The 25,068-nt window shown below is 70.5% G+C and carries 25 protein-coding genes and 2 rRNA genes; 12 read left to right on the forward strand and 15 right to left on the reverse strand.

Annotated elements, in window-relative coordinates; all coding sequences use genetic code 11:
* Positions 1–122 precede the first annotated feature (122 nt).
* On the reverse strand, positions 123–1,898 hold the full coding sequence (locus tag ACIBCT_RS08045; protein ID WP_399186640.1) for a serine/threonine protein kinase: 1,776 nt from the start codon (positions 1,896–1,898) through the stop codon (positions 123–125).
* A 392-nt stretch (positions 1,899–2,290) separates the two neighbouring features.
* Here ACIBCT_RS08045 and ACIBCT_RS08050 point away from each other — a divergent pair, with 392 nt between their 5' ends.
* The gene (locus ACIBCT_RS08050; protein WP_344893628.1) at positions 2,291–2,671 is read left to right on the forward strand and encodes a hotdog domain-containing protein; all 381 of its coding nucleotides are present in this window, start codon (positions 2,291–2,293) and stop codon (positions 2,669–2,671) included.
* 51 nt (positions 2,672–2,722) lie between these two features.
* Here ACIBCT_RS08050 and ACIBCT_RS08055 read toward each other — a convergent pair whose 3' ends face one another.
* The 6 genes from ACIBCT_RS08055 to ACIBCT_RS08080 all read right to left on the reverse strand — a co-directional run bounded on the left by ACIBCT_RS08055 (position 2,723) and on the right by ACIBCT_RS08080 (position 7,849).
* Positions 2,723–2,935, reverse strand: coding sequence for a biotin/lipoyl-binding carrier protein (locus ACIBCT_RS08055; protein WP_344893625.1), 213 nt, complete (start codon positions 2,933–2,935; stop codon positions 2,723–2,725).
* A 160-nt stretch (positions 2,936–3,095) separates the two neighbouring features.
* On the reverse strand, positions 3,096–4,376 hold the full coding sequence (locus ACIBCT_RS08060; protein WP_399186641.1) for an HD-GYP domain-containing protein: 1,281 nt from the start codon (positions 4,374–4,376) through the stop codon (positions 3,096–3,098).
* The gene (locus ACIBCT_RS08065) at positions 4,373–5,719 is read right to left on the reverse strand and encodes an HD-GYP domain-containing protein (protein ID WP_399186642.1); all 1,347 of its coding nucleotides are present in this window, start codon (positions 5,717–5,719) and stop codon (positions 4,373–4,375) included. The genes ACIBCT_RS08060 and ACIBCT_RS08065 overlap by 4 nt, the downstream gene beginning before the upstream one ends.
* Positions 5,720–5,985: 266 nt before the next feature.
* The gene (locus ACIBCT_RS08070) at positions 5,986–6,930 is read right to left on the reverse strand and encodes an NAD-dependent epimerase/dehydratase family protein (protein WP_399186643.1); all 945 of its coding nucleotides are present in this window, start codon (positions 6,928–6,930) and stop codon (positions 5,986–5,988) included.
* A 51-nt stretch (positions 6,931–6,981) separates the two neighbouring features.
* A complete protein-coding gene (rsrA, locus tag ACIBCT_RS08075; protein ID WP_399186644.1) occupies positions 6,982–7,248 on the reverse strand; it encodes a mycothiol system anti-sigma-R factor in 267 nt (88 codons plus the stop codon).
* Between the two features lie 64 nt (positions 7,249–7,312).
* Entirely contained in the window at positions 7,313–7,849 is a 537-nt protein-coding gene (locus ACIBCT_RS08080; protein WP_386247759.1) for a sigma-70 family RNA polymerase sigma factor, read from the reverse strand.
* A gap of 354 nt (positions 7,850–8,203) precedes the next feature.
* Between ACIBCT_RS08080 and ACIBCT_RS08085 the strand changes: the two genes are divergently transcribed.
* Positions 8,204–8,944: a methyltransferase domain-containing protein gene (locus ACIBCT_RS08085; protein WP_399186645.1), complete on the forward strand. Its 741-nt coding sequence runs from the start codon at positions 8,204–8,206 to the stop codon at positions 8,942–8,944.
* A gap of 281 nt (positions 8,945–9,225) precedes the next feature.
* On the opposite strand, the gene ACIBCT_RS08090 is transcribed toward ACIBCT_RS08085, so the two are convergent.
* Positions 9,226–9,549, reverse strand: coding sequence for a TraR/DksA family transcriptional regulator (locus tag ACIBCT_RS08090; protein WP_399186678.1), 324 nt, complete (start codon positions 9,547–9,549; stop codon positions 9,226–9,228).
* A 226-nt stretch (positions 9,550–9,775) separates the two neighbouring features.
* Positions 9,776–10,537 carry an SOS response-associated peptidase gene (locus ACIBCT_RS08095; protein ID WP_399186646.1) on the reverse strand — a complete coding sequence of 254 codons (762 nt, stop codon included), beginning with the start codon at positions 10,535–10,537 and terminating at the stop codon, positions 9,776–9,778.
* 203 nt (positions 10,538–10,740) lie between these two features.
* Between ACIBCT_RS08095 and aroA the strand changes: the two genes are divergently transcribed.
* Positions 10,741–12,018, forward strand: coding sequence for a 3-phosphoshikimate 1-carboxyvinyltransferase (gene aroA / locus ACIBCT_RS08100; RefSeq protein ID WP_399186647.1), 1,278 nt, complete (start codon positions 10,741–10,743; stop codon positions 12,016–12,018).
* Between the two features lie 86 nt (positions 12,019–12,104).
* Positions 12,105–13,172, forward strand: a complete 1,068-nt coding sequence (rsgA, locus tag ACIBCT_RS08105; RefSeq protein ID WP_399186679.1) for a ribosome small subunit-dependent GTPase A — start codon at positions 12,105–12,107, stop codon at positions 13,170–13,172.
* Positions 13,173–13,511: 339 nt separating this feature from the next.
* On the opposite strand, the gene ACIBCT_RS08110 is transcribed toward rsgA, so the two are convergent.
* Positions 13,512–13,955, reverse strand: a complete 444-nt coding sequence (locus ACIBCT_RS08110) for a DUF4442 domain-containing protein (RefSeq protein WP_399186648.1) — start codon at positions 13,953–13,955, stop codon at positions 13,512–13,514.
* Positions 13,956–14,095: 140 nt separating this feature from the next.
* On the opposite strand from ACIBCT_RS08110, the gene hisN reads away from it, so the two are divergent.
* The 6 genes from hisN (at position 14,096) to ACIBCT_RS08140 (ending at position 19,882) form a co-directional block, all read left to right on the forward strand.
* Positions 14,096–14,899: a histidinol-phosphatase gene (gene hisN, locus ACIBCT_RS08115; protein ID WP_399186649.1), complete on the forward strand. Its 804-nt coding sequence runs from the start codon at positions 14,096–14,098 to the stop codon at positions 14,897–14,899.
* Positions 14,900–15,449: 550 nt separating this feature from the next.
* Entirely contained in the window at positions 15,450–16,457 is a 1,008-nt protein-coding gene (locus ACIBCT_RS08120; RefSeq protein WP_399186650.1) for a PstS family phosphate ABC transporter substrate-binding protein, read from the forward strand.
* Positions 16,457–17,398 carry a phosphate ABC transporter permease subunit PstC gene (gene pstC / locus ACIBCT_RS08125; RefSeq protein ID WP_399186651.1) on the forward strand — a complete coding sequence of 314 codons (942 nt, stop codon included), beginning with the start codon at positions 16,457–16,459 and terminating at the stop codon, positions 17,396–17,398. Before ACIBCT_RS08120 ends, pstC begins: the two co-directional genes overlap by 1 nt.
* Entirely contained in the window at positions 17,398–18,288 is an 891-nt protein-coding gene (gene pstA / locus ACIBCT_RS08130) for a phosphate ABC transporter permease PstA (RefSeq protein ID WP_399186652.1), read from the forward strand. The genes pstC and pstA overlap by 1 nt, the downstream gene beginning before the upstream one ends.
* Before the next feature lie 44 nt (positions 18,289–18,332).
* The gene (gene pstB, locus ACIBCT_RS08135; RefSeq protein WP_344893581.1) at positions 18,333–19,145 is read left to right on the forward strand and encodes a phosphate ABC transporter ATP-binding protein PstB; all 813 of its coding nucleotides are present in this window, start codon (positions 18,333–18,335) and stop codon (positions 19,143–19,145) included.
* Between the two features lie 17 nt (positions 19,146–19,162).
* Positions 19,163–19,882, forward strand: a complete 720-nt coding sequence (locus ACIBCT_RS08140) for a response regulator transcription factor (RefSeq protein WP_399186653.1) — start codon at positions 19,163–19,165, stop codon at positions 19,880–19,882.
* A 201-nt stretch (positions 19,883–20,083) separates the two neighbouring features.
* Here the strand turns inward: ACIBCT_RS08140 and ACIBCT_RS08145 are convergent, their stop codons facing one another.
* Both ACIBCT_RS08145 and ACIBCT_RS08150 read right to left on the reverse strand, forming a co-directional pair.
* Complete coding sequence (locus ACIBCT_RS08145) at positions 20,084–21,262, reverse strand: serine hydrolase (protein ID WP_399186654.1); 1,179 nt, start codon at positions 21,260–21,262, stop codon at positions 20,084–20,086.
* Positions 21,263–21,642: 380 nt separating this feature from the next.
* Positions 21,643–22,530: a phenylalanine 4-monooxygenase gene (locus ACIBCT_RS08150; protein ID WP_399186655.1), complete on the reverse strand. Its 888-nt coding sequence runs from the start codon at positions 22,528–22,530 to the stop codon at positions 21,643–21,645.
* Between the two features lie 132 nt (positions 22,531–22,662).
* On the opposite strand from ACIBCT_RS08150, the gene ACIBCT_RS08155 reads away from it, so the two are divergent.
* On the forward strand, positions 22,663–23,127 hold the full coding sequence (locus tag ACIBCT_RS08155; RefSeq protein WP_344893570.1) for an Lrp/AsnC family transcriptional regulator: 465 nt from the start codon (positions 22,663–22,665) through the stop codon (positions 23,125–23,127).
* Here ACIBCT_RS08155 and ACIBCT_RS08160 read toward each other — a convergent pair.
* Positions 23,088–23,729 (reverse strand): TetR/AcrR family transcriptional regulator, encoded by a 642-nt coding sequence (locus ACIBCT_RS08160; RefSeq protein ID WP_399186656.1) that lies wholly within the window; start codon positions 23,727–23,729, stop codon positions 23,088–23,090. The two genes, ACIBCT_RS08155 and ACIBCT_RS08160, sit on opposite strands and share 40 nt — an antisense overlap.
* A gap of 230 nt (positions 23,730–23,959) precedes the next feature.
* Here ACIBCT_RS08160 and ACIBCT_RS08165 point away from each other — a divergent pair, with 230 nt between their 5' ends.
* Complete coding sequence (locus ACIBCT_RS08165; RefSeq protein ID WP_399186657.1) at positions 23,960–24,397, forward strand: nuclear transport factor 2 family protein; 438 nt, start codon at positions 23,960–23,962, stop codon at positions 24,395–24,397.
* Positions 24,398–24,788: 391 nt separating this feature from the next.
* On the opposite strand, the gene rrf is transcribed toward ACIBCT_RS08165, so the two are convergent.
* Both rrf and ACIBCT_RS08175 read right to left on the reverse strand, forming a co-directional pair.
* Positions 24,789–24,905 (reverse strand): 5S ribosomal RNA (rrf, locus tag ACIBCT_RS08170).
* Between the two features lie 74 nt (positions 24,906–24,979).
* Positions 24,980–25,068, reverse strand: a 23S ribosomal RNA gene (locus ACIBCT_RS08175); the annotation flags it as partial.

Raw genomic sequence — 25,068 nt, forward strand, 5'->3', positions numbered from 1 at the left:
CCCCTCCGGCGGGGCGGGGCCCGGGCCCTCGTCGAGAAACAGGGCCCCGGCCGGGACCGGATCCGCCCGCCGTCCGGACGGCACGGGTCGTGACCGGCCCGGCCACGACCCCGAGGACCGGATCAGTACTTGGCGTTGGACGTCGTCGGGGTGGGCGTCGGCGGGCACTCGAAGCCGGCCGCGGTGATCTCCACCTTCTTGGACGGGTCCCACATCGCGCCGGCTCCCGGACGGGACTCGACGATCTTCGGGCACTGCTCGGGCTTGATGTCGGCGCTCGTGAAGACCGCCGCCTTGAAGCCCGCCTGCGCGAGCACCGCGCTCGCCGCCTCCGGCGTCATGCCCAGCGTGTCGGGCACCCGCTTCTTCGGCTGTGGCTTCGGGGACGGGGACTTGCTGGCGGACGGGGAGGGGGTGCCGGGCTTCGGCGTCGGCTTCCGCGTCGTGGGGGTGGGGGTCGGTGACACCTCGGACGCTTCGGGCGTCGGCTCGGGCCGCGCCTCCCTGGTCGGTTCGCCGGTACGCGACGGCTTGGGCGACGGCCTCCTGGTGCGGGTCTTCGTCGGTGACGGCTCCACACTGACGGAGGTCACCGACTTCCTCTGGGGGTCGACCTCGGAGGCGCGGGAGGCGGCGATCCCGTTCACCGTGACCACCACCAGGCCCGCGCACATCGCTGCCGCGACCGCCGAGGCCACGACCAGCCCGGCGCGGCCCCGCGGTCTGCGGGCGGCGCGCCGGCCCTGGCCCTGCGTGTCCGCGCCGGCGGCCCCGCCCGCTCCCGGCGTGCCGGGCCACGGCCCGGCCGTCCGGTCGTCCGCCGTCCGTCCGCCGGTCTGGGCGTGGGTCGCCCGGGTCTCCTCCCAGGCGCCCGCCGGGGTGTCCCAGCCCGGCCGGGCGTCCTGCCGGCCCGTCTGCGGCCCGGTGAGCCCCTGTCCCTGCCAGTCGGTCTGGCCCGTCGCGAACCCCTGCGGGAGGTGGCCCTGCCGGCCGGTCTCCGGGGCGCCGTCGGCCCACTGCCCACTCTGGCCGCTCTGCCCGGGCTGCGCGGCCATGCCCCCGGTCTCCGCCTCGAAGGCGGCCTGTCCGGCCGCGGAGCTCATGGCCGCGGCGCTGGGGAAGCGCCGGGCCGGGTCCTTGGCCAGGGACCGCTCCACAAGCGCGCGTACCGCGGGCGGGACGAACGGCGGCAGCGGCGGCGGTGTCTCGCGGATGTGCTTGAGCGCGATCGTGACCGGCGTGTCGCCGTCGAACGGGCGCTGCCCGGCGAGGCACTCGTACGCCACCACGCCCAGCGCGTAGATGTCCACGGCCGGGGTGACGGGCGCGCCCTCGGCCTGCTCGGGCGCGCAGTAGGCGGCCGTGCCCAGCACCATGCCCGCGTCCGTCAGCCGGCTGGCCGTGTCGGACCTGGCGATGCCGAAGTCGGTCAGGACCAGCGTGCCGTCCGAGCGAACCAGCAGGTTGCCGGGCTTGATGTCGCGGTGGACGATGCCCTGGTCGTGCACGGCCTGCAGGGCCGAGGCCGCCTGGGCGATGAGGTCCATCGCGGCCCCCGGGGCGATGCGCCCGAGCCTGCCCAGCAGGCGGTCGAGCGGTTCGCCGTCGACGAACTTCATCACCAGGTACGCGGTCGCCCCCGCGCCGGGCACCTCGTGCACACCGTAGTCGTAGACGTCGACGACCCCGGGATGGTTGATCGTCGCCATCGCGCGGGCCTCGCCCTGGAAGCGCACCAGGAAGCCGGGGTCGTCCGTACGGCCCGGGAGCAGCACTTTGACGGCGACGGTGCGGGCCAGGACCATGTCCTCGCCCCGCCACACCTCGCCCATACCGCCGGCGCCGATGCGGGTGTTCAGGCGATACCGCCCCGCCAGCGTCGTGCCTTGGGCCACCATTACTCCCCCGTAACCCTGTCCACTCCTACCCCAGAGCTCTCCAACAAAGCGGATCCGTATCGCGGCACCGTCTCGGCGCTGTAACGAAACCCTGCTCGCCGTACGGCTCACATACATGACGCGTGCCGTAGCATCGCACAAAATCAAGAACGTATGGGGGCACTTGTACACCTTGCAGGCCATTGCGCCTGAAGTGAACCGGCGGTCACACCGGGAACAACCGACCCCGATGTCACGGAGACACCCTGCAACGCAGGAGTTGCCTCAATAAAACCCTATAAGAGTACGCAAAGAAGGCCTGAGCGCGAATTAAGGGATCTCTCCGCTACGGAAGGATCAACCCGCGGTGGTCGCAGTACGAGATCACGGCACCAGACCCTATGCTGGCGCGCATGACGCTCGCTCCGGGTCTGCAGGCACGGCTCCTCATCATGGTCGAGCGCGAGGACACCGCCGCCAGGGTCGGCAGCGGGGACGTGCCCGTGCTGGCCACCCCCCGCCTGCTGGCGCTCGCCGAGCAGGCCACCGTCCAGGCGATCGCCGGCGCCCTGGACGCGGGCCGGACCTCCGTGGGGACCCGGGTGCGGCTGGAGCACCTGGAGGCCAGCCCGGTCGGCGCGCACGTCGAGATCACCGCCGAACTGACCGAGGTCGACGGCCGCCGCCTGACCTTCGACTTCACCGCCCGCGGGCGGGAGAACGTCGTCGCGACCGGGACGATCGAGCGGGTGGTCGTCGACCGCGAGCGCTTCCTGGCCCGGCTCGCCCGCTGACCCTCCCCGCGGGGACGATCCTCGGGACCGCCCCCGCGGGCCGGGGTACGGCTAGTCGATGACGGCGATCAGGTCGCCCTCCTGGATGACGTCGCCCTCGGACACCTGCAGCGTGGTGATCACACCGGCGTCCTCGGTGAGGACCGGGATCTCCATCTTCATCGACTCCAGGATGACCAGGGCGTCACCGTCCTGCACGGTGTCCCCCTCTGCCACGAGAATCTTCCAGACGTTCGCCACCATCTCGGCACGGACCTCGGCCACCGGAAACTCCCATCGTTCAGCGTTCTCCCACTGTCCCAGACAGAGTGGATCACGCACGCATATCGGACAGGCCGATGTCGCGTTCCCCGGCGGCGGGCGGGCGCCTCCGGGCTCCTGGAGCCGGTGGGTCGGGGCTCTTGAAGCCGGTGGATCGGGGCTTCTAGAGCCGGTGGATCGGGGCCAGCCTGTCGATCACCTTGGCCATCGCCTCGACGACGGTCGGGTCGTACTCCCGGCCCACGCCGAGCCTGAGCCGCTCCAGCGCGGCACCGGCCCGGTCGCGGTCGGTGGAACCGCCGACCAGGTCGTCGTAGGCGTTGGCCGCCTTGATGATGCGGCTGGCCGTCGGCGGCGCCTCGGCGCAGCCGTCGCACTGGCGGCGGACGATCTCCGCCACCCGGTCCAGCACCCCGGTCTGCCTGATCACCTCCGCGCCCAGCTCGGCGATGCGCCGCGCCTGCGCGGGATCGGTCAGCACCGTGGCACCGCCGGGGATGGGGTCGCGCAGCGACAGCTGGCCGATGTCGTGCATCAGCGCGGCGTACTCCAGCTCCAGCAGCTCGGGTTCGGCCGTGCCGAGCTCGCGCCCGACCGCCACCGCCAGGCGGCTGACCCGCCGGGAGTGCCCGGGCTCGACGTACCCGGCGACCTCGGTGACCCGGGCCAGCGCGCGTACCGTCTGCAGGTAGGTGGCCCTGATCCCGGCGTACTTGCGGAAGGCGACCTGGGTGACCAGCAGCGGGGCGGCGAAGACCAGCAGCGCGGCCATGTCCATGCTGTGCGAGGCGAGCGCGAGCAGGATGCCCGAGGCCGCGACCGCGGCCCACAGCGGCGCCGCCATCCGCAGCTCGTCGCGGACGGCCACCCGGAAGGCGGCGCGCACCTGCTCGGCCCTGAGCATGGCCGCCAGCAGCACGTCGGCCATCACCATGAGCAGGATGAGCAGCGCCATCACGCCGAGCGCGGGCCACCAGCCGCCCTGTCCGGTCACGGCCGTGTCGAAGAGCGGCCCGGCCAGCGGCCGGTACGCCAGCGCGAGCAGGGCCCCGGCGAGCAGCCTGCGCGCCATCGCGTCCAGCCGGGGCGGGCGGCCCACCGCCAGGTGCGGCAGGGCCCCGGCGACCATGCCGACCGAGAGCACCGCGACGACCTGGAGCGCCGGGTGCCGGGCCGGGACGCCGCCCATGTCCAGCAGGAGCGTGTACCCGAGCGCCGCGGCCGCGCCGATCGGCGCCACCTCCCGGTTGCCGGGCATGGTGAGCCTGGCCAGTTCCCCGATCGCGATCAGCACGCCGAAGGCGATGGCGATCTTGGGGTCGAGCAGCCCGGTCGCCGCGGTGTGCGCCACCCCGGCCACCGCCAGCAGCCCGGCCGCGCAGATCAGCAGGAGCTGGCCCGAGTCGAGGGCCTGGAAGGCGCGGGCGCCCCCGGTGCCGTTCATCGCTCGGACACCACCTGGATGGGAACGGTCGGGTCGTCGTGGTCCTTGGCGGTGGTCTCCGCGACGTCGGCCGGGGGCGCGACGACCGTGCGCGGCGGCTCCCAGCCGTCACGGTCGACGGCCTTGATGAACGCGACGACCATCACCGGGTCGAACTGGGTCCCGGCCCCCTTGCGCAGCTCGGCCATGGCCACCTCGCGCGGGCGGGCGTTGCGGTAGGAGCGGTCGGAGGTCATCGAGTCGAAGGCGTCGGCCACCGCGATGATCCTGGCGAACTCCGGGATCTCGTCCCCGGCCAGCCCCATCGGGTAGCCCTTGCCGTCCTGCCGCTCGTGGTGGTGCATGATCCCGGCGAACGCCTCGTCCAGGAAGTCGATGCCGCGGACGATCTCCAGGCCGCGCATCGGATGGAGCTGGATGGCCGCGTACTCCTCCTCGCTGAGCGGGCCGTCCTTCTGCAGCACCTTGGTCGGCACGCCCAGCTTGCCCACGTCGTGGAGCATCCCGGCGTAGCGGATCGCGCGCAGCCGCTCCGACCCCATCCCGATCTCCTCGGCGATCATGCCGGCCGCCTGGGAGACGCGGGTGCAGTGGCCGCGCGTGTAGTAGTCCTTGGTCTCCACCGCCTGGCAGAGCGCGGCGATCGTGGCGTCGTAGGAGCGCTGCTGGGCGAGGTACTGCCCGAAGGCCCAGCGCGCCACGAAGAGCGGGAGCAGCACGAGCACCGCGGAGATCGAGTTGACCGTGGCCCAGAGCCCGGCGATCAGCAGGCCGAAGGTGGCGTAGCCGAAGTAGGACACCATGAACTGGACGATGCCCCGCAGCGGCACCTGGTCGGCCTGGCCGGTGAGCACCAGCACGAGCGCGATCAGCATGAAGTTCAGCGGCACGAAGACGGCCGCCGCTCCCGCGAACGGCACGATGATGTCGTCGAACCCGGCGATGGTCGGCACCCCGGGCGTGCCGCCGAGCCCCACGTAGACCCGGCCCGCGACATAGCCGCAGATGGCGAACTGGGCGCTGTTGAACAGCCGTTTCACCAGCGGGAGGCCGGGACGCACGCTGAACATGGCCGTCACGCCGACCAGCGCCGCCCCCTCCGGGCCGAGCAGCACCACCGCGGCGAGCACGGCGGAGAAGCTGACCGAGACGGCCGCCTGCCGGACGTTCAGCAGCGTGGGCACCGACTCGCACACCAGGAACAGCAGTGTCAGCACCATGAGGTTGGACCAGTCGAGCCGGTCCAGACGGCCGTCCGACAGGACGCTGTATCCGAGCAGCACGAACGCCGCTCCGATGACAAGGACCAGGTAGACCTTGGCAAACCACGGCAGTCCCCGCACAGCGGCCACCCTACGATTCCAAAGGGCGCGTCGCTCAGGTCCAGGAAATCCCGAGAAAGCTCGGGCTGACCGTTTCCTTCACCATGCGCTCCTCCACGTCGATTTCGCACTCAGGCTACAGAAACGAGCCCGGGCACGAGGGCGAGACGACCAATCGCAAGCAAAGCGTAACCAAGCAATCACGCCACGCCACGCGCGCCGGGGACGTGGTCTCGGGGACGGCCCCGGGCGGCCGGGCAGGCCTCGGCAGGCCCCAGGAAAGCCCGTCAGGCGCCCGGGGAGCGGGTCCTGGCCCACTCGACGGTGGCCTTCAGACCGGCCGCCAGATCCGTCTGGGGACGCCAGCCCAGCCCCTCCAGCGCGGGGGCCGGGTCGACGGCCATGGCCGGCAGGTCGCCCAGCCGGACCGGGGCCGTGCCGGGCTCGTCGGCCGCGCCCGCCGCCTCGGCGATCAGGGAGTGCAGCCGCCGGTCGGTGGTCTGGACACCGGTGCCCAGGTTGAAACGGCCGCCGCCGCCCTCGATGCCGCAGGCGCGGGCGAAACCGTCCACCACGTCGTCGACGAAGATGTAGTCGCGGGTCTGGGAGCCGTCACCGTAGACCACGGTGGGGGAGCCGTTGAGCAGCGCGTCGGTGAAGATGGCGACCACCCCGGCCTCGCCCTCGGGCGACTGGCGCGGGCCGTAGACGTTGGAGAGCACCAGCGTGGTGTAGTCGATGCCGTGCAGGGCCTTGAACGTGGCCAGGTAGATCTCCGCGCTCAGCTTGGAGGCCGCGTACGGGGAGCGCGGGTCGGTCGCCGCTCCCGCGGGCACCGGGATGACCTTCGGCCTGCCGTACACCGCGACCGAGGAGGCGAAGACGACCTTGCGGGTGCCGCCCCGGTGGGCGGCGGCCAGCACGGACGCGGTCCCCTCGACGTTGAGCCGGGCGTCGTGGACCGGGTCGGCCACGCTCTTGCGGACGCTGATCTGCGCGGCGAGGTGGCAGACGACCTCCGGCCTCCAGTCACCGGCCAGGTCGGCCAGGGCGGGGTCGCGGACGTCCATCACGTGCAGGGTGAAGCCGGGGTCGCGCTCGGCACCGGCCAGGTTGGCGCGGTCACCGCCGGACAGGTCGTCCACCACCGCGATCTCGTGCCCGTCGGCCAGCAGCCGGTCGACGAGGGTGGATCCGATGAATCCCGCCCCGCCGGTCACGAGTACGCGCATGATGAACCCCCGTTGTCGTATGGCCACGGCCGTACGGAAGATCCTAGGAGGTCAGCGGGCGAGCTCGGAGCGCACCTTGTCGATCCGGTCGAGCACCTTGGCCCGCAGGTCCGCCGAGGCCTCGTCGCAGCCGCAGTGCTTGGCGACCAGCTGCTTGACGACCTGCTCCAGCCCGTACTCCTTCAGGCAGGGATGACACTCGTCCAGGTGCTGGCGGATGTCGGCGCAGTTGCCCTCGTCGAGCTCGCCGTCCAGGTAGCTGTAGACCTTGTCCAGAACCTCGGCACAGTCGGTGTCGTGGTGCTTGCCGCAGCTCATGCGATCACCTCGCCCGGACGCCCGGAGCCCGTGCGGGCGGCCTCGCCGGTCCTGTCTCGCTCGCTCACTTGGCACCCTCCGCTGGAACCAGGCCACGCTCGCGGGCGTAGTCCTCGAGCTGGGTCCGCAGCTGACGGCGGCCACGGTGCAGCCTTGACATCACGGTCCCGATGGGGGTGCCCATGATGTCGGCGATCTCCTTGTACGGGAATCCCTCGACGTCGGCGAGGTAGACCGCGATACGGAACTCCTCGGGGAGCGCGGCCAGCGCCCGCTTCACGTCGGTGTCGGGGAGGTGCTCCAGCGCCTCGATCTCCGCCGACTTCAGCCCGGCCGAGGTGTGCGACTCGGCCCTGGCGAGCTGCCAGTCCTCGATCTCCTCGGCACCCGACTGCTTGGGTTCCCGCTGCTTCTTGCGGTAACTGTTGATGAAGGTGTTGGTCAGGATCCGGTACAGCCAGGCCTTGAGGTTCGTGCCTTGCTGGAACTGGTGGAAGGACGCGAAGGCCTTGGCGAAGGTCTCCTGAAGAAGGTCCTCGGCGTCCGCGGGGTTTCGGGTCATCCGAAGCGCGGCAGAGTAGAGCTGGTCGAGATAGGGCATGACATCCCGCTCGAACCGTGTGCTCCGCTGCTCCAGAGTCTCCTCGTCTGTCGCAGGGACCGGACCCACCCCCTTAAGATCGCCGGAGTCCTGCTGACGCGGGACACCGTACTGAGCGGAGAATACCCGTTCAGCACGGACAGGCCGATCACCGGGGCGGGTGACTGGTTCGATGAGGGCGAGCATCTGCTTGCCAACCTCCGAAAGGATCGTGCGTTGTCCGCTTGCAACACGCTCGTCCGGTCATCTGTTCCCGCAAGATAGAAGGTGACGAACGGCCCGGTACGGGGAAAAAGAACATACGTACCGGTAGGAGTTAAGACCACCGGATCCTCCCGACGCCAGGAGCTGCTTGTGCTGCCCATCCCGGCCGAAGAGCTGAACGGCTCAGGTGCGCTCGGGCCGTACTGGACCTTTTACCACGCGGTCGTGGCCGAGCAACTCGGCCGATGGCTCCCACAGAGCCCCTCCACCGTCCTCGACATGTCCGGCGGCAACGGCCGCTGGGCCGCCCAGGCCGCCAAGGCCGGGCACCGCGTGGTCGAGGTGGTCGACTTCCGCCGCCCCGCGGACGTCCAGCCGCTGCACGACATCTCCAAGGTCAGCCAGGTACGCGCCGACGACCTGCGCTTCCTGCCCGATGGCAGCGTGGACGCCGTGATGGCCGAGGAACGCGCCCTGTCGGTGGACCTGATGGCCGAGTCCGCGATCGGCGACGTCGCCCGGGTCCTGCGCCCCGGCGGGCGGGCCCTGGTCTGCGTCGACTCCCTCGTGCTGGGCATGGCCATCCTCGCCGAGCAGAACTACTGGGCCCACCTGCGCCAGACCGGCGAGGTCATGCTCGTGCCCTGGCCCGACGGGAGCATCACCCGCTGCTTCAGCAGCGTCCAGCTCCGCGAGCTGCTCACCGACGCCGGCCTGGAGGTCGAGTGGATACGGCCCCGTACGGTGCTGTCCCCCTCGACCGTCGACCACGTGCTGGCCTCCGACTCGCGGGCGCTCACCTGGCTGGTCAACACCGAGCTGGACACCCACCCGGAGGACGACGACATGGTGGGGATCCACCTGGTGGCGAGCGCAAAGAAGCCTGCTTAGGGCGACGCTGTTTCATGGCGACGCTGGCGCGTCGCGGTGAGAGATGCCCATGGCGACGCTGGCACGTCGCGGTGAGCCCGCTCTGATCCGGCTCCTTCCCTCGTCGGGCGAAATCGCTCGTCCCTCACGATTCCGCCCTCCTCAGTCCAGTCGCCGGCGCGGGCTCACGGGAGCCCCGGGGAGGTCGTCGGGGCATTGGCGCACCTCGACAAGGCTCATGAGGCGAGCACCCGTGGAATGAGCGGGGCTCGTGGGGGCGATGAGGGAAACGTGACCCGAGGTCAGCGTCTGCGTTCACGCCTGGACTGGCACTGCATGCAGCGGGCCGCCTCGGGGCGGGCCTCCAGCCTGCTCTCCGGGACGGCCCCGCCGCAGTCGGCGCAGAGGCCGTAGCGTCCCTCGTCCATCCGGGTGAGCGCCTCCTGCACCGAGCGCCGGTGCCGGGTGGCCACCTCCAGCAGGGCCTGATTGCGGCCGGATTCGGTCAGGTGCAGGCCGCCGTCGGCCGGTGAGCGCTCCCGCAGGGCGGGAGAGTCCCCGCGGAGCACCTCGATGGACCGGTCGAGTTCGGCGAGCATGCTCTGCAAGCGCTCGCGCATGGTCATGACATCCACGACTCCGCACCTCCGGGCGACGGGGGCGGCCTGTGAAGGGATCCCCCGACTCTCCCGTCAGGCGCAAAGGGGGTGAGCTCTGCGGCGGTGACCTCTTCGTCGCGCCCGAGGCACCGCTTTCCTCACCGGATGCCCGCTCCCCGGAAGTTTTACACCGCGTGGCCGATGTTTTACGGGTTCGCGGGCCGGCCCACCGGAACCGGCGGGCCGGACGGCGTCAGGAGCGCTTCGTGCTCTCCCCCTCGCCGATCTTCATCGGCTCCAGCAGTTCGGGGCCGTTGTTGCGCACCGAGTTGACCGCGGTGGAGACCGGGTAGATCTCCAGGCCGGTGGAGCCCGCGGGGATCAGGAACTCCTTCGCGTCGGCCACGCCCGGGTCGAGCCAGTCCCTCCAGCGGTCGCGCTCGATCAGCATCGGCATCCGGTCGTGGACCACACCCGCCGCGTCCACGGCGTCGGTCGTGATGATCGTGCAGGTCACCAGCCAGGAGAGCGGGTCGTCCTCGGCGCGGCCCTTGTCCCGCCAGAACTCGTACAGCCCGGCCATGGCCATCACGCCGCCGTCGGCGGGATGGACGAAGTAGGGCTGCTTCTTCGGCTTGCCCTTGGCGTCCTTCTCGTCGAGCACGGCCCACTCGAAGTAGCCGTCGGCCGGGATCAGGCACCTGCGCTCGGCGAACGCCTTGCGGTAGGACGGCTTCTCCGCCACCGTCTCCACCCGCGCGTTGATCATCTTCGAGCCGATGGACGGGTCCTTCGCCCAGGCGGGGACGAGCCCCCAGCGGACCACGCGGAGCTGCCGCACCGCACGACCCTCCGGAGCGCTCTTGGGCACCCGGCTCATCACCGCGTACACCGGTTTCGTGGGCGCGACGTTGTAGTCCGGCCTGAGCTCGTCGTCGGCGGCTCCGTCGAGCTCGACCTCGAACTCCTCCAGCAACTCCTGCTTTTTCCGCGCAGAGGCGTATCTCCCGCACATACCTCCACCTTGCCACGTCCTACCCGACGAGGACCCCCGGCCTCGGCCTTCGATCTTGCCCCATCCGGTACGACGGGCGAGGGCACCCCGCCGCGGCGCCGTCCGGCGGGAGGTCACGACCGTCCCCCGCGCGCCGGACACCGCAGATCCGGGTCCCGCGCCACTCACACCTGTCCCCACCGGGTCCCGGTAGGCTTTTGACCATGTCCGCTCCGCTGTGGCCCGCCCCGACCGCGACCGAACCCGTCCGCGCGACCGTCGCCCTGCCCGGGTCGAAGTCCGTGACCAACCGCGCGTTGCTGCTCGCCGCGCTGGCCGAGGGCCCCGGCACGGTACGGCGCGCGCTGCGCAGCCGTGACGCCGACCTGATGGTGGACGCGCTGCGCGCGCTGGGGGCGACCATGGTCCCCTCCGACGAGAGCGCCTCCGCCGTCGACTGGGCGATCACGCCGGGTCCGGTCACCGGCGGTGCCCGTATCGACGTGGGCCTGGCCGGTACGGTCATGCGCTTCGTGCCGTCCATGGCGGCGCTGGCGGCGGACGAGGTGTTCTTCGACGGCGACCCGCACGCCCGCAGGCGCCCGATGGGGCCGATCCTGCACGCGCTGCGCGCCCTGGGCGCCGAGGTGAACGGCGACGCGCTGCCGTTCACGATCAGGGGCCCGCTGACCGGTGGCGAGGTCCGGCTGGACGCGTCGGGCTCCTCGCAGTTCCTCTCCGGCCTGCTGCTGACCGCCGCGCGCTTCGCCAAGGGCGTGACGGTACGCCACGACGGCCCGCCGATCCCCTCGCAGCCGCACATCCGGATGACGGTCCAGATGCTGCGCGAGTTCGGCGTCGTGGTGGACGACTCCGAGCCCGACGTCTGGCGCGTCGAGCCCGGTCCCATCGGTGCCAGGGACTTCACGGTGGAGCCGGACCTGTCCAACGCGGCACCGTTCCTGTGCGCCGCCATGGTGACGGGCGGCACGGTCACCGTCCCGGGCTGGCCCGCTCACACGACCCAGCCGGGCGATCAGCTGCGCACGCTGCTGGCGGACATGGGCGCCTCCGTGGAGCACACGCCCGACGGGCTGGCGGTCACCGGCACCGGGCGGATCGGCGGCATCGAGGCGGACCTGCGGGACGTCGCGGAGCTGACCCCGACGATCGCCGCGCTGGCCGCACTGGCCGACTCCCCCAGCAGGATCGGCGGCGTCGCCCACATCCGCGGGCACGAGACCGACCGGCTGGCCGCCCTGGTGGCCGAGATCAACGGCCTGGGAGGCGACGCGAACGAGACCGAGGACGGCCTGGAGATCCGGCCCCGCCCCCTGTCCGGCGGGGTGTTCCACTCCTACGCCGACCACCGGATGGCCACCGCCGGAGCGGTGATCGGCCTGGCCGTGCCCGGCGTCGAGGTGGAGGACATCGCCACCACGGGTAAGACCCTGCCCGAGTTCGCCTCCATGTGGGCGGACATGCTGCGCGGCGCGCGGTGAAGGGCGAGCGACGGCCGGCAGGCCCTGGAGGCGCCCGGTAGCACCGCCCCCGCGGGGGCGGCACCGGGCCGGACGAGGCGGAGAAGCTGAGAAAGCGCGAGTACGACGAGGACGACGTCAGGGTCAGGCCGGGCAAGGGATCCCGGCCCCGGACCCGGATCCGCCCTGCCCACGAGGACGCGGTCCCCGCCTTCGTGGTCGCCGTGGACCGCGGGCGCTACACGTGCCTGGTCGAGTCGGCGGGCGAGAAGGGACGCCGCCGCAAGAAGGACCACGCCGAGGGCGCCGCGATGAGCGGCCGGGTCGTGGTCGCCATGAAGGCACGCGAGCTGGGCCGCAAGGGGATCGTGGTCGGTGACCGGGTCGCCCTGGTGGGCGACGTCTCCGGCATGGAGAACACGCTGGCCCGCGTCGTACGCGTCGAGCCCCGCGTCTCCATGCTCCGCCGCTCCGCGGACGACACCGACAACACCGACGGCATCGAGCGTCCCGTGGTCGCCAACGCCGACCAGCTGGTCATCGTGACGGCCCTGGCCGACCCGCCGCCCCGGCCCCGGATGATCGACCGGATGCTGGTCGCGGCCTTCGACGCCGACATCGAGTCGCTGCTCTGCCTCACCAAGTCCGACCTCGCCTCACCCGAGGAGCTGGTCGCGCTCTACGCCCCCCTCGGGGTGCCGTACGTGGTGGTCCAGAAGGGCGGCGGCCTCGACGAGGTACGGACGCGCCTGAAGGGCCGCATCAGCGTGCTCGTCGGCCATTCGGGCGTGGGCAAGTCGACGCTGGTCAACGCCCTGGTCCCGGACGCCAACCGGGCCGTCTCCCACGTGAACGCGGTCACCGGCCGGGGCCGCCACACCTCCACCTCGGCGGTCGCCCTGGAGCTGCCGGAGGGCGGCTGGATCATCGACACCCCCGGCGTCCGCAGCTTCGGACTGGCCCACGTCTCGGTGGAGACGGTGCTGGCGGGCTTCCCCGACCTGATCGAGGGCACCGTCCAGTGCCCCAAGGGCTGCAACCACCTCTCCGACGAGTGCGCCCTGGACGCCTGGGTCGCGGCGGGCCACGCCGACCCGGCCCGGCTCGCCTCCCTGCGCCGCCTCCTCGCCAGCCGGGAAGGCGCCCCGGAAGAGGACCACCCCCAGGACCCCTGACCCCTGGACGCGCCCCGCCCTCTGCCCCTCGGCGACTCGCCCTCCCGAGAGCTCCCGAACCGCACCACGCCATGTCGCCGACACAGCCTCATGAGCATCCCTTCGGGACCCCAGTGAGTCCGCGCCGGCGACTGGACCGAGGAGGGCGTGATCGTGAGGAACGAGCGACCACGCCCGACGAGGGAAGGAGCCGGATCCGAGCGGACTCACCGCGACGCGTCAGCGTCGCCATGTGTCAGCGCCGGATCCGAGCGGACTCACCGCGACGCGCAGCGTCGCAATGAACACAACTCACCGCGACGCGTCAGCGTCGCAACGAACACAACTCACCGCGACGCGTCAGCGTCGCAATTTAAACGTCCACGTGACCGTCATCTCGGATACCACGGTGCCGTCGGCGGTCCTGATCTCGATCAGCACGTCGAACTCGGGGCGCTCTCCCGCGTCCAGTTTGGCCACGACCTCCTCCTTGGAGGCCTGGAGGCGGGCCTCGGCGACGATCTCGCCCTTGGCGAGCTTGAGGTAGCGGATCGTCGCGTTCGTCACCAGCGGGGTGACCCGCGACAGCTGGTCGCCGAAGACCGAGATCATGGTGGCGCCCGAGGCGACCTCGGCGACGCTGAAGAGGACCCCGGCGTGCGGGCCGCCCACGTGGTTGTGCAGGTCGGCCCGGTCGGGCATCCGGGCGACGGCACGACCCGGTTCCACCGTGTCGAACGAGACGTCCAGCGTCCTGGCGAACGGGACGCTCTGCAGCATGAGGTCACCCACATCGAAGGTCATGACGAGAATGCTACTCGCTGGTAACTTAACCGTCGACGGATGATTTACGCGCTATTCCAGTGCCTGGTGGGGCGCGACACGATTGTTCCCCTTGCTCCGCTCTCCTCCGTACGGCCGGTGACAGGGTAGCGTTTCCCCCCGTGACGGGTTACAACGACGATCTTCGCCTGGCGCACGTCATGGCCGACGCCGCCGACGATCTGACCATGCGCAGGTTCAAGGCCATGGACCTGCGGGTGGAGACGAAACCCGACCTCACCCCGGTGAGCGACGCCGACCAGGCGGCCGAGAAGGCGATCCGCAACACCCTCTCCCGGGCCCGTCCGCGCGACGCCGTCATCGGCGAGGAGTTCGGCGAGAGCGGCCGCGGCGAGCGCTCATGGATCATCGACCCGATCGACGGCACCAAGAACTACGTGCGCGGGGTGCCCGTCTGGGCCACCCTCATCGCCCTGCTCGACCAGGGACGCGTCGTCGTCGGCCTGGTCTCGGCCCCCGCCCTGGGCCGCCGCTGGTGGGCCGCCCGCGACAGCGGCGCCTGGACCGGCAGGAGCCTGACCAAGGCCACCCGCTGCCAGGTCTCCTCGGTCACCTCCCTGCAGGACGCCTCGTTCTCCTACTCCAGCCTGGGCGGCTGGGAGGAGGCCGGAAAGCTCGACGCGTTCCTCGACCTGAACCGTTCCGTCTGGCGCAGCCGCGCCTACGGGGACTTCTGGTCGCACATGCTCGTCGCCGAGGGCGCGGTCGACGTCTCGGCCGAGCCCGAGCTCTCCGCCTGGGACATCGCGGCCCTGACCGTGATCGTCGAGGAGGCGGGCGGCATCTGGACCGACCTGTCGGGCGTCCCCGACATCGACGGCGGCAGCCTGCTGTGCAGCAACGGCCCCCTGCACGGCAGTGTGCTCGAACGCCTCGGTTCCGGGCCGCTGACCCTTCCCGTCTGATGTCCTCCGGGGCGGTCCGTCACCGTCTCCGTCCGCCCCCTTCCGGACGGTCCGTCGCCGGCTCTCGCCCGCCCTCCTCCGCGGAGCCCGCCGCCCGTACGCGACGGCCCCGGGCCGGACCCCGTCCGCTCACCCGGATGTCCGGAAGGTGAACGGATCGGTGCACCGGACGTGACCGGCTGCCGAAGTCCCCGGTACCGGGGCCGGCCCGTCGGGCCGCTCCCCCGCTCGTTCCCGGGGCATCCGCGTCCCGTACCCGGGGCCTCGGCCCCGCACCACGGCCCTCATCCGTCCCGACCAGCCCGGATCCGCCCACCGGGCCACTCCCGGCCACCGCGCGCACCACGTCCGGGTAATGGAGCCGTCACGGCCCCTTGAGCGTCCACCGCGGTCCGGAAACCGGTGTCATGCCCTCGGCCAAGCCCCGATATTCACACCCGCGGGCTCACCTCTTCCGGCCCCGGTCATGGCTCGTTTCATCTCCGTTCACTTTGCCCCGGTTTCATCGGAGTCATCGAGAACAGATCTCACTACGGAGAAGGAACATACCGTGACCAGTGGACAGCGCCGTCTCAGCGCGGTGGCGACGGCCGCGCTCGTCGTCTCGCTCGCGGCCGCCTGCGGTGGCGACGCCAAGCCCAGCAGTGACGGCAGCACCACCGCCGCGAACCCTTCTGCCGCGGGCGGCGAGGGCAGCGCGCAGCTGAGCGGCGAGATCAAGATCGACGGCTCCAGCACCGTGGCCCCCCTCACCCAGGCGGCCTCCGAGCTCTTCAGCGAGGAGCAGCCCCAGGTCAAGGTGCCGGTCGGCACCTCGGGCACCGGCGGCGGCTTCGAGCGGTTCTGCGCCGGCGAGACCGACATCTCCAACGCCTCCCGTGCGATCAAGGACGAGGAGAAGGCGGCCTGTGACGCCAAGGGCATCAAGTTCACCGAGCTCACGGTGGCCGTCGACGCGCTGACCGTCGTGGTCTCCAAGGAGAACGACTGGGCCACCTGCCTCACCACCGACCAGCTCAAGAAGATGTGGGAGCCGGCGGCCGAGGGCAAGGTCAAGACCTGGAAGGACGTCGACGCCAAGTTCCCGGCCGAGGAGCTGAAGCTCTACGGTCCCGGCACCGACTCCGGCACCTTCGACTACTTCACCGACGAGATCAACGGTGAAGAGGGCGCCAGCCGCAAGGACTACAGCCCGAGCGAGAACGACAACGACATCGTCACCGGTGTCGCGGGCGCCAAGGGCGGCCTGGGCTACTTCGGCTTCACCTACTTCGAGGAGAACGCCGCCAAGCTCAAGGCCCTGGAGATCGACTCCGGCGAGGGCTGCGTGGCCCCGAGCGTGGAGAGCGCGCAGGGCGGCAAGTACACCCCGCTCGCCCGCTCGCTGTTCATCTACCCCTCCACCACGGCGGCGAAGCGGCCCGAGGTCGCGGCCTTCCTCGACTTCTACGCCGGCAACATCAACGCGATCGCCAAGGACGCGAAGTTCATCCCGCTCAACTCCGAGCAGGAGGCCAAGCTCAAGGCGGACATCACGTCGCTGAAGAGCGCCGGCTGATGTCGGCACAGCACCGCACGACCGTTCCAGGGACCCCGGGGTCCCTGGCGCGGTCGCGCCCGCGTTACGGCGAGTCCGTCATCAAGGCCGTCCTGCTGGCCGCGGCGATGGTGTCGGTGGCGACCACGGTCGGCATCGTCATCGCCCTCCTGGAACCGACCATCGAGTTCTTCGCCGCGGTGAGCCTGGGTGAGTTCTTCGGCTCGACCAGCTGGGGGCCGCTGTTCAACCCGCCGTCGTTCGGCGTGTGGCCGCTTCTGGTCGCGACGCTGGAGATCACCCTCATCGCCGTCGTGGTCGCCGTGCCGCTCGGCCTGGCCGCCGCGATCTACCTGTCGGAGTACGCCTCCGCCAGGACCCGTAAGATCTTCAAGCCGGTGCTGGAGGTCCTCGCGGGCATCCCCACGGTGGTCTTCGGCTTCTTCGCCCTGACCTTCGTCACCCCGCTGCTGAGGGACGTCTTCCCCTTCCTGAACCTGGACGGCAAGAACGCGCTCGCCGCGGGTCTCCTCGTCGGCGTGATGATCATCCCGATCGTCGCGTCCCTGTCGGAGGACGCGATGGCGGCGGTCCCGAACGGCCTGCGCGAGGGCTCGTACGCCCTCGGCGCCTCCAAGATGCTCACCTCGGTGCGCGTCGTGGTCCCCGCCGCGTTCTCCGGCATCGTCGCCGCCATCATCCTGGCGGTCTCCCGGGCCGCGGGCGAGACGATGATCGTGGCCATCGCGGGCGGTTTCAAGTCCGTCTTCACGCTCTACCCGGGCAACGAGATGGCCACCATGGCGGCCTTCATCGCCCAGGCCGGCTCCGGCGACGCCTCGGTCGGTTCGATCGCCTACAAGACCATCTTCGCGGTGGGCTCCCTGCTCTTCGTGATCACGTTCACGATGAACTACTTCAGCGCCCGCATGGTCCAGAAGTATCGCGAGGTCTACGACTGATGGCCATCCTCACCACCCCGCGCTCCGCCGTGCAGCTCGCGAGCAAGGGACGCCCGCTCAAGGAACACCTCTTCCGCATCGCGCTGATGGCCAGCCTGGCCATCGCCCTGCTGTTCCTGGCCATGCTCCTCGTCTACGTGGTCGAGGAGGGCTGGCCACGCCTGAACTCGGTCCTGTGGGAGAACCAGCCCTCGATCCGCCGCCCGGAGACCGCCGGCATCCAGTCGGGCATCCTCGGCACCCTGTGGATCATCGGCCTGACCGCGGTCATGGCCCTGCCCACCGGCATCCTCGCGGCGATCTACCTCGAGGAGTACGCCGACAAGACCAAGTGGTACAACCGGCTGATCGAGCTGAACATCTCCAACCTGGCGGCCGTTCCCTCGATCGTCTACGGCATCCTCGGCCTGGGCATCATCGCCCGCTGGCTGCAGTTCGGCTTCACCGTGATGACCGGCGCGGTCACCATCTCGCTGCTCGTGCTGCCCATCGTGATCATCTCCGCCCGCGAGGCGATCCGCGCGGTGCCGCCGTCGATCCGCGAGGGCTCGCTGGCGCTGGGCGCCACCCAGTGGCAGACCATCTACCGCCAGGTGCTGCCCGCGTCGATCCCCGGCATCGCGACGGGCTCGATCCTGGCGCTCTCCCGGGCGATCGGCGAGGCCGCCCCGTTCCTGATGCTGGGCGCCGCGACACTGGTCCGGTTCAACCCGGAGGGCGTGTGGAGCAGCTTCTCCGTCCTGCCGTTGCAGATCTACAGCTTCATCAGCCGTCCCCAGGAGGAGTTCGCCATCCTCGCCGCGGCGGCGATCGTGATCCTGCTGGCGATCCTGCTCCTGATGAACTCGGTCGCCATCTGGCTCCGTAACCGCTACCAGAAGCGCTGGTGAGGAAAGAAATGTCCGAGATTGGAATTTCCGTGCCGAATGTGAACGTGCGCGGACCCGAAGTCCCCCGTACCATCGAGGCCCTCGACCCGGTCTTCACCGTCTCCGGGCTCAGCGTCTTCTACGGCGACTACGAGGCGGTGCGCGGGGTCGACCTGACCATCGGCAACCGCGAGATCACCGCCATGATCGGCCCCTCCGGCTGCGGCAAGAGCACCGTGCTGCGCTGCTTCAACCGGATGAACGACCTCATCCCCGGAGCCCGCGCGGCCGGCAAGATCCTCTACCACGACGAGGACCTGTACGGCGACCACGTGGACCCGATCGAGGTCCGCCGCCGGATCGGCATGGTCTTCCAGAAGCCGAACCCCTTCCCCAAGTCGATCTACGACAACATCGCCTACGGCCCCCGGGTCAACGGGGTCAAGGGCAACATGGACGACATCGTCGAGGGCGCGCTGACCAAGGCCGCGCTCTGGGACGAGGTCAAGGACAAGATCAAGCAGAACGCGCTCTCCCTCTCCGGAGGCCAGCAGCAGCGTCTGTGCATCGCGCGGGCGATCGCGGTGAAGCCCGACGTGATCCTCATGGACGAGCCCTGCTCGGCCCTGGACCCGATCGCGACCACCAAGATCGAAGACCTGATGCAGGAGCTGACGCGCGACTACACGATCGTGATCGTCACGCACAACATGCAGCAGGCCGCCCGCGTCTCGGACCGCACGGCGTTCTTCACGGCCGAGGTGGACGAGGCCGGGGTACGGCACGGCCGGCTGGTGGAGTTCGACGAGACCAGCCGCATCTTCACCAACCCCACCGACAAGCGGACCGAGGACTACATCACCGGCCGCTTCGGCTAACCCATTGGAGGATCCGGGTGATCCAGCCGCAAACGGCACCCGAGGTGGACGAGGACACACGGACGGCGCCCATGCTGCTGGTGGCCGATCCGGAAGCGGCCATGGCCCATGACCTCGCAGAGACCCTGGAACGCGAAGGCGTGAAGGTCATGGCCGTCACCGACGGCGCCCAGGCGCTGTTGCAGGCCGGGGCGTTCCGGCCCGACGTCGTTCTCGTCAGCGCCTCTCTGCCGGTCATCGGCGCGGTCGAGTTCGTCCGCGCGGTACGGCTCACCAGAGCCGTACCCGTTCTGCTGGGCGTGGGCGAGGGCCACGCCCAGCAGGCCGTTCAGGCACTGGCGGCCGGGGCCACCGCGTGCGTCGCCCGCCCGTACCGGGTGCCCGAGCTGTTGCCGCTCATCCACGCCGCGTTCAGCGGTGACTCCGCCACCCGCGGCACCCTGGTGGTCGGCGGGGTGGAGCTGGACGTGAACGCCTACCAGGTGAGCGTCGACGGCCGGATCGTCCACCTGCCGCTGCGCGAGTTCGAGCTGCTGCACTACCTGATGCGCAACGCCCACCGTACGGTGACGCGGGAGCAGATCATGCGGCACGTCTGGCACTCCACCGACACCACGTCGACCAACACCATCGCGGTGCACGTCAAGCGCCTTCGCGCCCGCCTCGGCGACAACGACGACCGGCTGATCCAGACCGTCCGGGGAGTGGGGTACCGCCTGACGGCCAAGGCCTCCTGACCGGACACCGGCGGACGACGCGCCACGCCGCGCCACCGGGCTCCGGGGCCCACGGCTCGCGGGACGACGACATCGCACCCCCGAGCCGGACGACCCCGGCGTGGCCCCGGCGTGGCCCCGGAGCGGTTCCGGAGCGATGCGGGGGCACGTTCCGGAAGCGGGTCTTCCCGAAGGGCCCGGCATGGCCGCTCCGCGGGCCGCTCAGTCCTCGTCGGCCGCGCCGGCCCTGCGGACCTCACCGGCCTCACCGGCCCTGCCGGGTCCACCGGCTGCGCCCTCGCCGCCCTCGCCGCCCTCGCCAGCCTGGCCGTCCTCGCCGTCCTTGCCGTCCTTGCCGTCCTCGGCGCCCTCGCCACTTCGGCCGCTCTCGACCGCCCGGCAGCCGAGCCCGCCCCGGAAGGCGGCCATGACGCGCTCGACCGCACCCTCGATCTTGGCGATGCCGGTTCCCATGCTGAGGCTGTCCCCGGTGAGGACGGCCACCGCGTAGTCGTGCCCGTGCCCGCGGATCAGCCCGGCGCTGACCACCACCCAGCGCCCGTTCGTCACATGCCGCAGCCAGCCGTTCTTCAGCGCCACGCGGTCCCCCTCGCACGCGCCCGCGCTGATCCCCCACTTCTGGTCGGGGGCGACCCTCTCCATCAGCCCGAGCACCCGGCGGCGTGTCGCGGGTTCCAGCGGGCTCCTGTCCGTGGCCAGCGCCCTGACCAGCCGGGTCTGGTCCTCGGCGGTGGTCTGCGTGATGCCCCAGCAGTACAGGTTCACGCACCGGCCGCCGGGCGTGTGGGTCCGCCTGAGGCCGAGCCTGCGGTTCGCCACGTCCAGCCCGTTCTCCAGGCCGATCCGCTCGTACAGGCGGTCGGCCGCGCCGTTGTCGCTGAAGCGGATCATCTTGCGCGCGTCGGACCTGGCACGCCGGTCGAGGTCGCGCCACCGCGTCTCGAGCAGCAGCGCCGCCAGGATTCCGATCTTGGACGCACTGGCCGTCGGCAGCCGCAGGGCCCGGTGGTAGCGGTAGTGCCGGCCCGTGGTCAGGTCCCGTACCGAAAGGGTGGTCCGCCCCCCGTACGCCGCCAGGAACGCGTCCAGCCTGCGGCTCAGCCTCCCGGAGTGGAAGCGCGGAGGCTCGGCGGCCGGCGCCCTGCCGGAAGCGGACGGCGGTGCGGTCCCGGGGAAGGTGGGCGGGGGGTCCGCGGCCAGGAACGGCCCGGTCGGGGACGCCGTGGACATCGGGGGCGTCGGTGCCGCCTGAGGCGTGGAGGACGGGGTCACCGAGGACAGGCCCACCGGCGACGGGTCCCGGTGCACCCCGCATCCGCTGATCTGCGCGATGGTCACCAGGATCACGGCCCCGGCCACCCGGCTACCGGCTCTTGTCATCACATCCCACCGCTCTCCCATGACGTCGCGATCGGGATATGTCCAACCGAGAGTGACAGGAAGACGATGAAGTGGAACCTAGCCCCAATCAGGGCATGAGCCAGGAAATGTCGGACCGGATCGATGCCCGGCCTTAGGGAACGGCGGCGATTAACCGGGGGACGATCTCACCCCGGTCGCCCCCGGGCCGGCCACCGGCGACCGGCCGGGCGAGCATCGGCGGCGTCACCTCCCGTGAACGGCCGGGCGCCCGCGGTGGTGTCATCCTCCGGGATCGGCCGGGCGCCCGCGGTGGCGTCACCATTCGCGGTCGATCGGCCGGGCGGCCGGGGTGGCTTCACCTCCGGCCGCCCCCACCGGCAGGGCGACGAGCCCGTCGTTCAGCGGGCGTCGGCGGTCAGCCGCGCGATGCTCTCGTCGTCGCAGGTCTCCCAGAACCCTCCGACGACGTCCTCGAGGTGCTCCAGCGACTCCGCCCTGAACAGCACATCCTGATATTTCGTGATGTCGTAGTGGGTGGTGCCCATGGCGGCGATGTCCAGCGGACGGATGTCCATCCCCCGGAACTCCTCGATCTCCCCGTAGGAGGACAGGATGCCCGCGCCGTACGCCCGCAGCTCGCCCTGGTCCGTCATCACGCCGAACTCCAGCGTGAACCAGAAGATCTTCGAGATGAACTCCAGGGCCTCCTTGCCCTCCACCCGGCGGGCGGCCTGCCCGGCCAGGCGGTAGAGCCTGGAGTACCGGTCGGAGGCGAGCGCGTTGGCGTGCCCGATCACCTCGTGGATCACGTCCGGCTCGGGCGTGTACAGCGGCGTGGAGTGGTGCCGGATGTACTGCGTGGAATGGAAGAGGCCGTCGGCCAGCACCCCGTAGAAGTCCCTGAGCGGCACCAGACCGGCGGCCGGCAGGTACCGGAACCCGGTCAGCGGCTCCAGCAGGTCCCCGACCTCCTGCAGCTGCGGGATGCGCTCGGCCGGCAGCCTGAGCCGCTCCGCCGCGTTCACGTACTCGGTGGTGGCGTACTTGTGGTGTTTGAGGGCGAGTTCACGACTGACCAGGGCCCACACCTCGTGTTCCTGGTCGGTGTACTCGGCCGTCGGGATCGGCGTACCCGGTACGTAGCCCACCGCGAGCGCGGCGATCGCGTTGCGGCGAGCGCGGTAGACCGGGTCCGCGAAACCGGGATGACCCGCGCCGAGCTCGACCTCGATCGTGCCGTCGTCACGGGTCGCCACCGGTGCGAAATACTGCGCTTCCTCGAACATGTAGGAAATGACAGCAATTTCTCGAATCGTTGACAAGAGCGGCCAGTTCCACTGGGCGATCCGCTCAGGAACGCACGGCGACTCCCCCTGAGGACTGGTCGAATCGACCAATCCGGTGCGATCCTCGGAATCATGTCGATAGACGAGCTGGACGGCCGCCTCCTGATCACCATGCGAGCCCACCCGCGCATCGGCCTGACCGAGCTGGCCCGCCTGCTCGGCGTGGCCCGCGGCACCGTGCAGGCCCGCGTCGAGAAGCTCACGGCCCGCGGCGTCATCGCCGACTTCGGCCCCACGGTCACCCCCGAGGGCGCCGGGTACCCGATCCTGGCGTTCGTCTCGCTGCAGATCGCCCAGGGCCGGCTGAACGAGGCCGTACGCGCCCTGGAGTCCGTACCGGAGATCCTGGAGGTGTACGGCACCAGCGGCCAGGCCGACCTGCTCTGCCGGGTGGTCGCGCGCGGCACGCCCGAGCTTCAGGAGATCATCGCCCGCATCCTGGCCTCCCCCGCGGTCCAGCGGACCGACACCACGATCGCCCTCTCGATCCAGGTCCCCTACCGGATCGAGCCCCTGCTGCGCGCCGCGTCCGGCTGACCCCGCAACCCCCCGAACACGATGGCCAGCGTACGGCGCTGGAGGTCGGCGTCCCAGCCGGCGTGAAGCGCTCCGTGGCAGAGACCGGTGAGCAGGGCGAGCACCTCGTCGAGCCGGACGTCCTCCCGGACGGTCCCGGCCTTCTGACCGCGGACCAGGAGCGTCTCGATCCCGTCGCGCAGCAGCTGGAGCGAACCCGCGACCTGGAGATCGACGCCGGTCTCGGCCAGCAGGGTGACCACGGTCCTCTTGTGCGCCGCCTGCTCGACCACGCCCGCGATGAAGTCGAACAACTCCTCACCGGGACGGGAACCGGCGGCGAGAGCGGACAGCTCCTCGGTCAGCCGCTCCAGCAGGCCCTTCATGATGGCCTGCAGCAGGGCCTGCTTGGTCGGGAAGTGCTTGAAGACCGTGCCGATGGCGACCCCCGCGCGGGCGGCGACTTCCTCGGTCGACGCCGAGGGCCCCTTCTCCGCGAAGACGGCCTCGGCCACCGCGATGATGCGTTCCCGGTTGCGCCGGGCGTCCGCACGCAGCGGCCTGGCGCCGCCGGAATCGTCCGTACGGTCCGATGACGGCTTGGCCGGGGTCATGGGCTCCATCCTCTCCACGATGCTTCAGAACGCGACACCGGGGCGGCACCCGGGCGACACCGCACGGCCGATGACACGAGGCCGGCGCGACGCCGACGCGGGAAGACGTCGGCTGCGGGCGAGGCCGAGGCGATGTTGGCACCTGGTGCAACGACGCGACGTTGACAAAGTGAGTACTGACTCACGATCATAGAGTGAGTTTCTACTCATCTTAGTAGTCGTTCCCGAAAGGATCCACCATGCCCGAATCCATTCTCGTTCCCGGCCCCGTCGACCTCTTCGACCGCATGCGACGTCACTGGACGGAGAACACCGGTGGCATCGCGGACGAGCTGGCCGACGACGCCGTCATCGAGATTCCCTTCGCCACCGAAGGCACGCCCCGGCGGCTGCAGGGACAGGAGGCGGTCCGTCGCTTCACCGGTCCCCAACAGGCCGCGTTCGCCCGGCAGTACAGGCTGGAGGAGATCCGCGACGTGGTGATCCACGAGACCGCCGACCCCGAAGTGATCGTTGTCGAGTACGAGCTCACGGGTACCGTCGTCGCCACCGGGCACCGGGCCTCCTCATCGTTCATCGGCGTCCTCAGGGCGCGAGACGGCAAGATCGTCCTATGGAGGGAGTATCAGAACCCCCTGGTGATGGCCGAGGTCGCCGAACGACTGAGGAACGGCTGACGAACGGCCGCGGTGGACGATCCGGGATCGGCGTCGAATCAACAGGCCGGTAGGCCCGGGTGCCTGCGATCGACGCCAGGGCGGATCGCGGCCGGCCGGGTCCGGTGGCCCTGCCAATCGGCTGAGGCCCTGCGAATCGGCTGACGTGTGGGGGCCGGATCGTGGGGCGATTCCCGGCGGCCGATCCCTGCTTTCGATTCGGCCGGTGTCCTTGGTGCGTTCGCTGCCGTCGACGAGCGGAAGGCGTGACGGCTGAGAGCACGCCAGGGGCCCGCAGGAGAACAACCCCACCAAGGCCAGAAGAACCCCCCGGGAAAGAACCCTCGGGAAGCAAGAAAGCACCCCGGGAAACACGAAAGCCCCCACCAACGGTGGGGGCTTTCGAAAGATTGTCCGGCGGTGACCTACTCTCCCACACCGTCCCCGGTGCAGTACCATCGGCGCTGAAGAGCTTAACTTCCGGGTTCGGAATGTAACCGGGTGTTTCCCCTTCGCCATAACCGCCGTAACCCTATGAAACACACAAACCAGAACACTGGTTGTTGTCTCAGAATTGCGTAGTGGACGCGAGCATGATGCTTTGTGGTCAAGTCCTCGGCCTATTAGTACTGGTCAGCTCCACACATTACTGCGCTTCCACTTCCAGCCTATCAACCCGGTCGTCTCCCGGG

Origin of the sequence: Streptosporangium sp. NPDC050855 (assembly GCF_044456585.1) — a bacterium.
In the GTDB taxonomy this organism is placed as follows: Bacteria; Actinomycetota; Actinomycetes; order Streptosporangiales; family Streptosporangiaceae; genus Streptosporangium; species Streptosporangium longisporum.

Excerpts from the sequence above, each read along its gene's own strand:
- ACIBCT_RS08045 (WP_399186640.1), bottom strand. The coding sequence starts at position 1,898 with ATGGTGGCCCAAGGCACGACGCTGGCGGGGCGGTATCGCCTGAACACC.
- ACIBCT_RS08050 (WP_344893628.1), top strand. The coding sequence starts at position 2,291 with ATGACGCTCGCTCCGGGTCTGCAGGCACGGCTCCTCATCATGGTCGAG.
- ACIBCT_RS08060 (WP_399186641.1), bottom strand. The coding sequence starts at position 4,376 with ATGAACGGCACCGGGGGCGCCCGCGCCTTCCAGGCCCTCGACTCGGGC.
- ACIBCT_RS08070 (WP_399186643.1), bottom strand. The coding sequence starts at position 6,930 with ATGCGCGTACTCGTGACCGGCGGGGCGGGATTCATCGGATCCACCCTC.
- rsrA (WP_399186644.1), bottom strand. The coding sequence starts at position 7,248 with ATGAGCTGCGGCAAGCACCACGACACCGACTGTGCCGAGGTTCTGGAC.
- ACIBCT_RS08080 (WP_386247759.1), bottom strand. The coding sequence starts at position 7,849 with ATGCCCTATCTCGACCAGCTCTACTCTGCCGCGCTTCGGATGACCCGA.
- ACIBCT_RS08090 (WP_399186678.1), bottom strand. The coding sequence starts at position 9,549 with ATGACCATGCGCGAGCGCTTGCAGAGCATGCTCGCCGAACTCGACCGG.
- ACIBCT_RS08095 (WP_399186646.1), bottom strand. The coding sequence starts at position 10,537 with ATGTGCGGGAGATACGCCTCTGCGCGGAAAAAGCAGGAGTTGCTGGAG.
- aroA (WP_399186647.1), top strand. The coding sequence starts at position 10,741 with ATGTCCGCTCCGCTGTGGCCCGCCCCGACCGCGACCGAACCCGTCCGC.
- ACIBCT_RS08110 (WP_399186648.1), bottom strand. The coding sequence starts at position 13,955 with ATGACCTTCGATGTGGGTGACCTCATGCTGCAGAGCGTCCCGTTCGCC.
- pstC (WP_399186651.1), top strand. The coding sequence starts at position 16,457 with ATGTCGGCACAGCACCGCACGACCGTTCCAGGGACCCCGGGGTCCCTG.
- pstA (WP_399186652.1), top strand. The coding sequence starts at position 17,398 with ATGGCCATCCTCACCACCCCGCGCTCCGCCGTGCAGCTCGCGAGCAAG.
- ACIBCT_RS08145 (WP_399186654.1), bottom strand. The coding sequence starts at position 21,262 with ATGACAAGAGCCGGTAGCCGGGTGGCCGGGGCCGTGATCCTGGTGACC.
- ACIBCT_RS08150 (WP_399186655.1), bottom strand. The coding sequence starts at position 22,530 with ATGTTCGAGGAAGCGCAGTATTTCGCACCGGTGGCGACCCGTGACGAC.
- ACIBCT_RS08155 (WP_344893570.1), top strand. The coding sequence starts at position 22,663 with ATGTCGATAGACGAGCTGGACGGCCGCCTCCTGATCACCATGCGAGCC.
- ACIBCT_RS08160 (WP_399186656.1), bottom strand. The coding sequence starts at position 23,729 with ATGGAGCCCATGACCCCGGCCAAGCCGTCATCGGACCGTACGGACGAT.
- ACIBCT_RS08165 (WP_399186657.1), top strand. The coding sequence starts at position 23,960 with ATGCCCGAATCCATTCTCGTTCCCGGCCCCGTCGACCTCTTCGACCGC.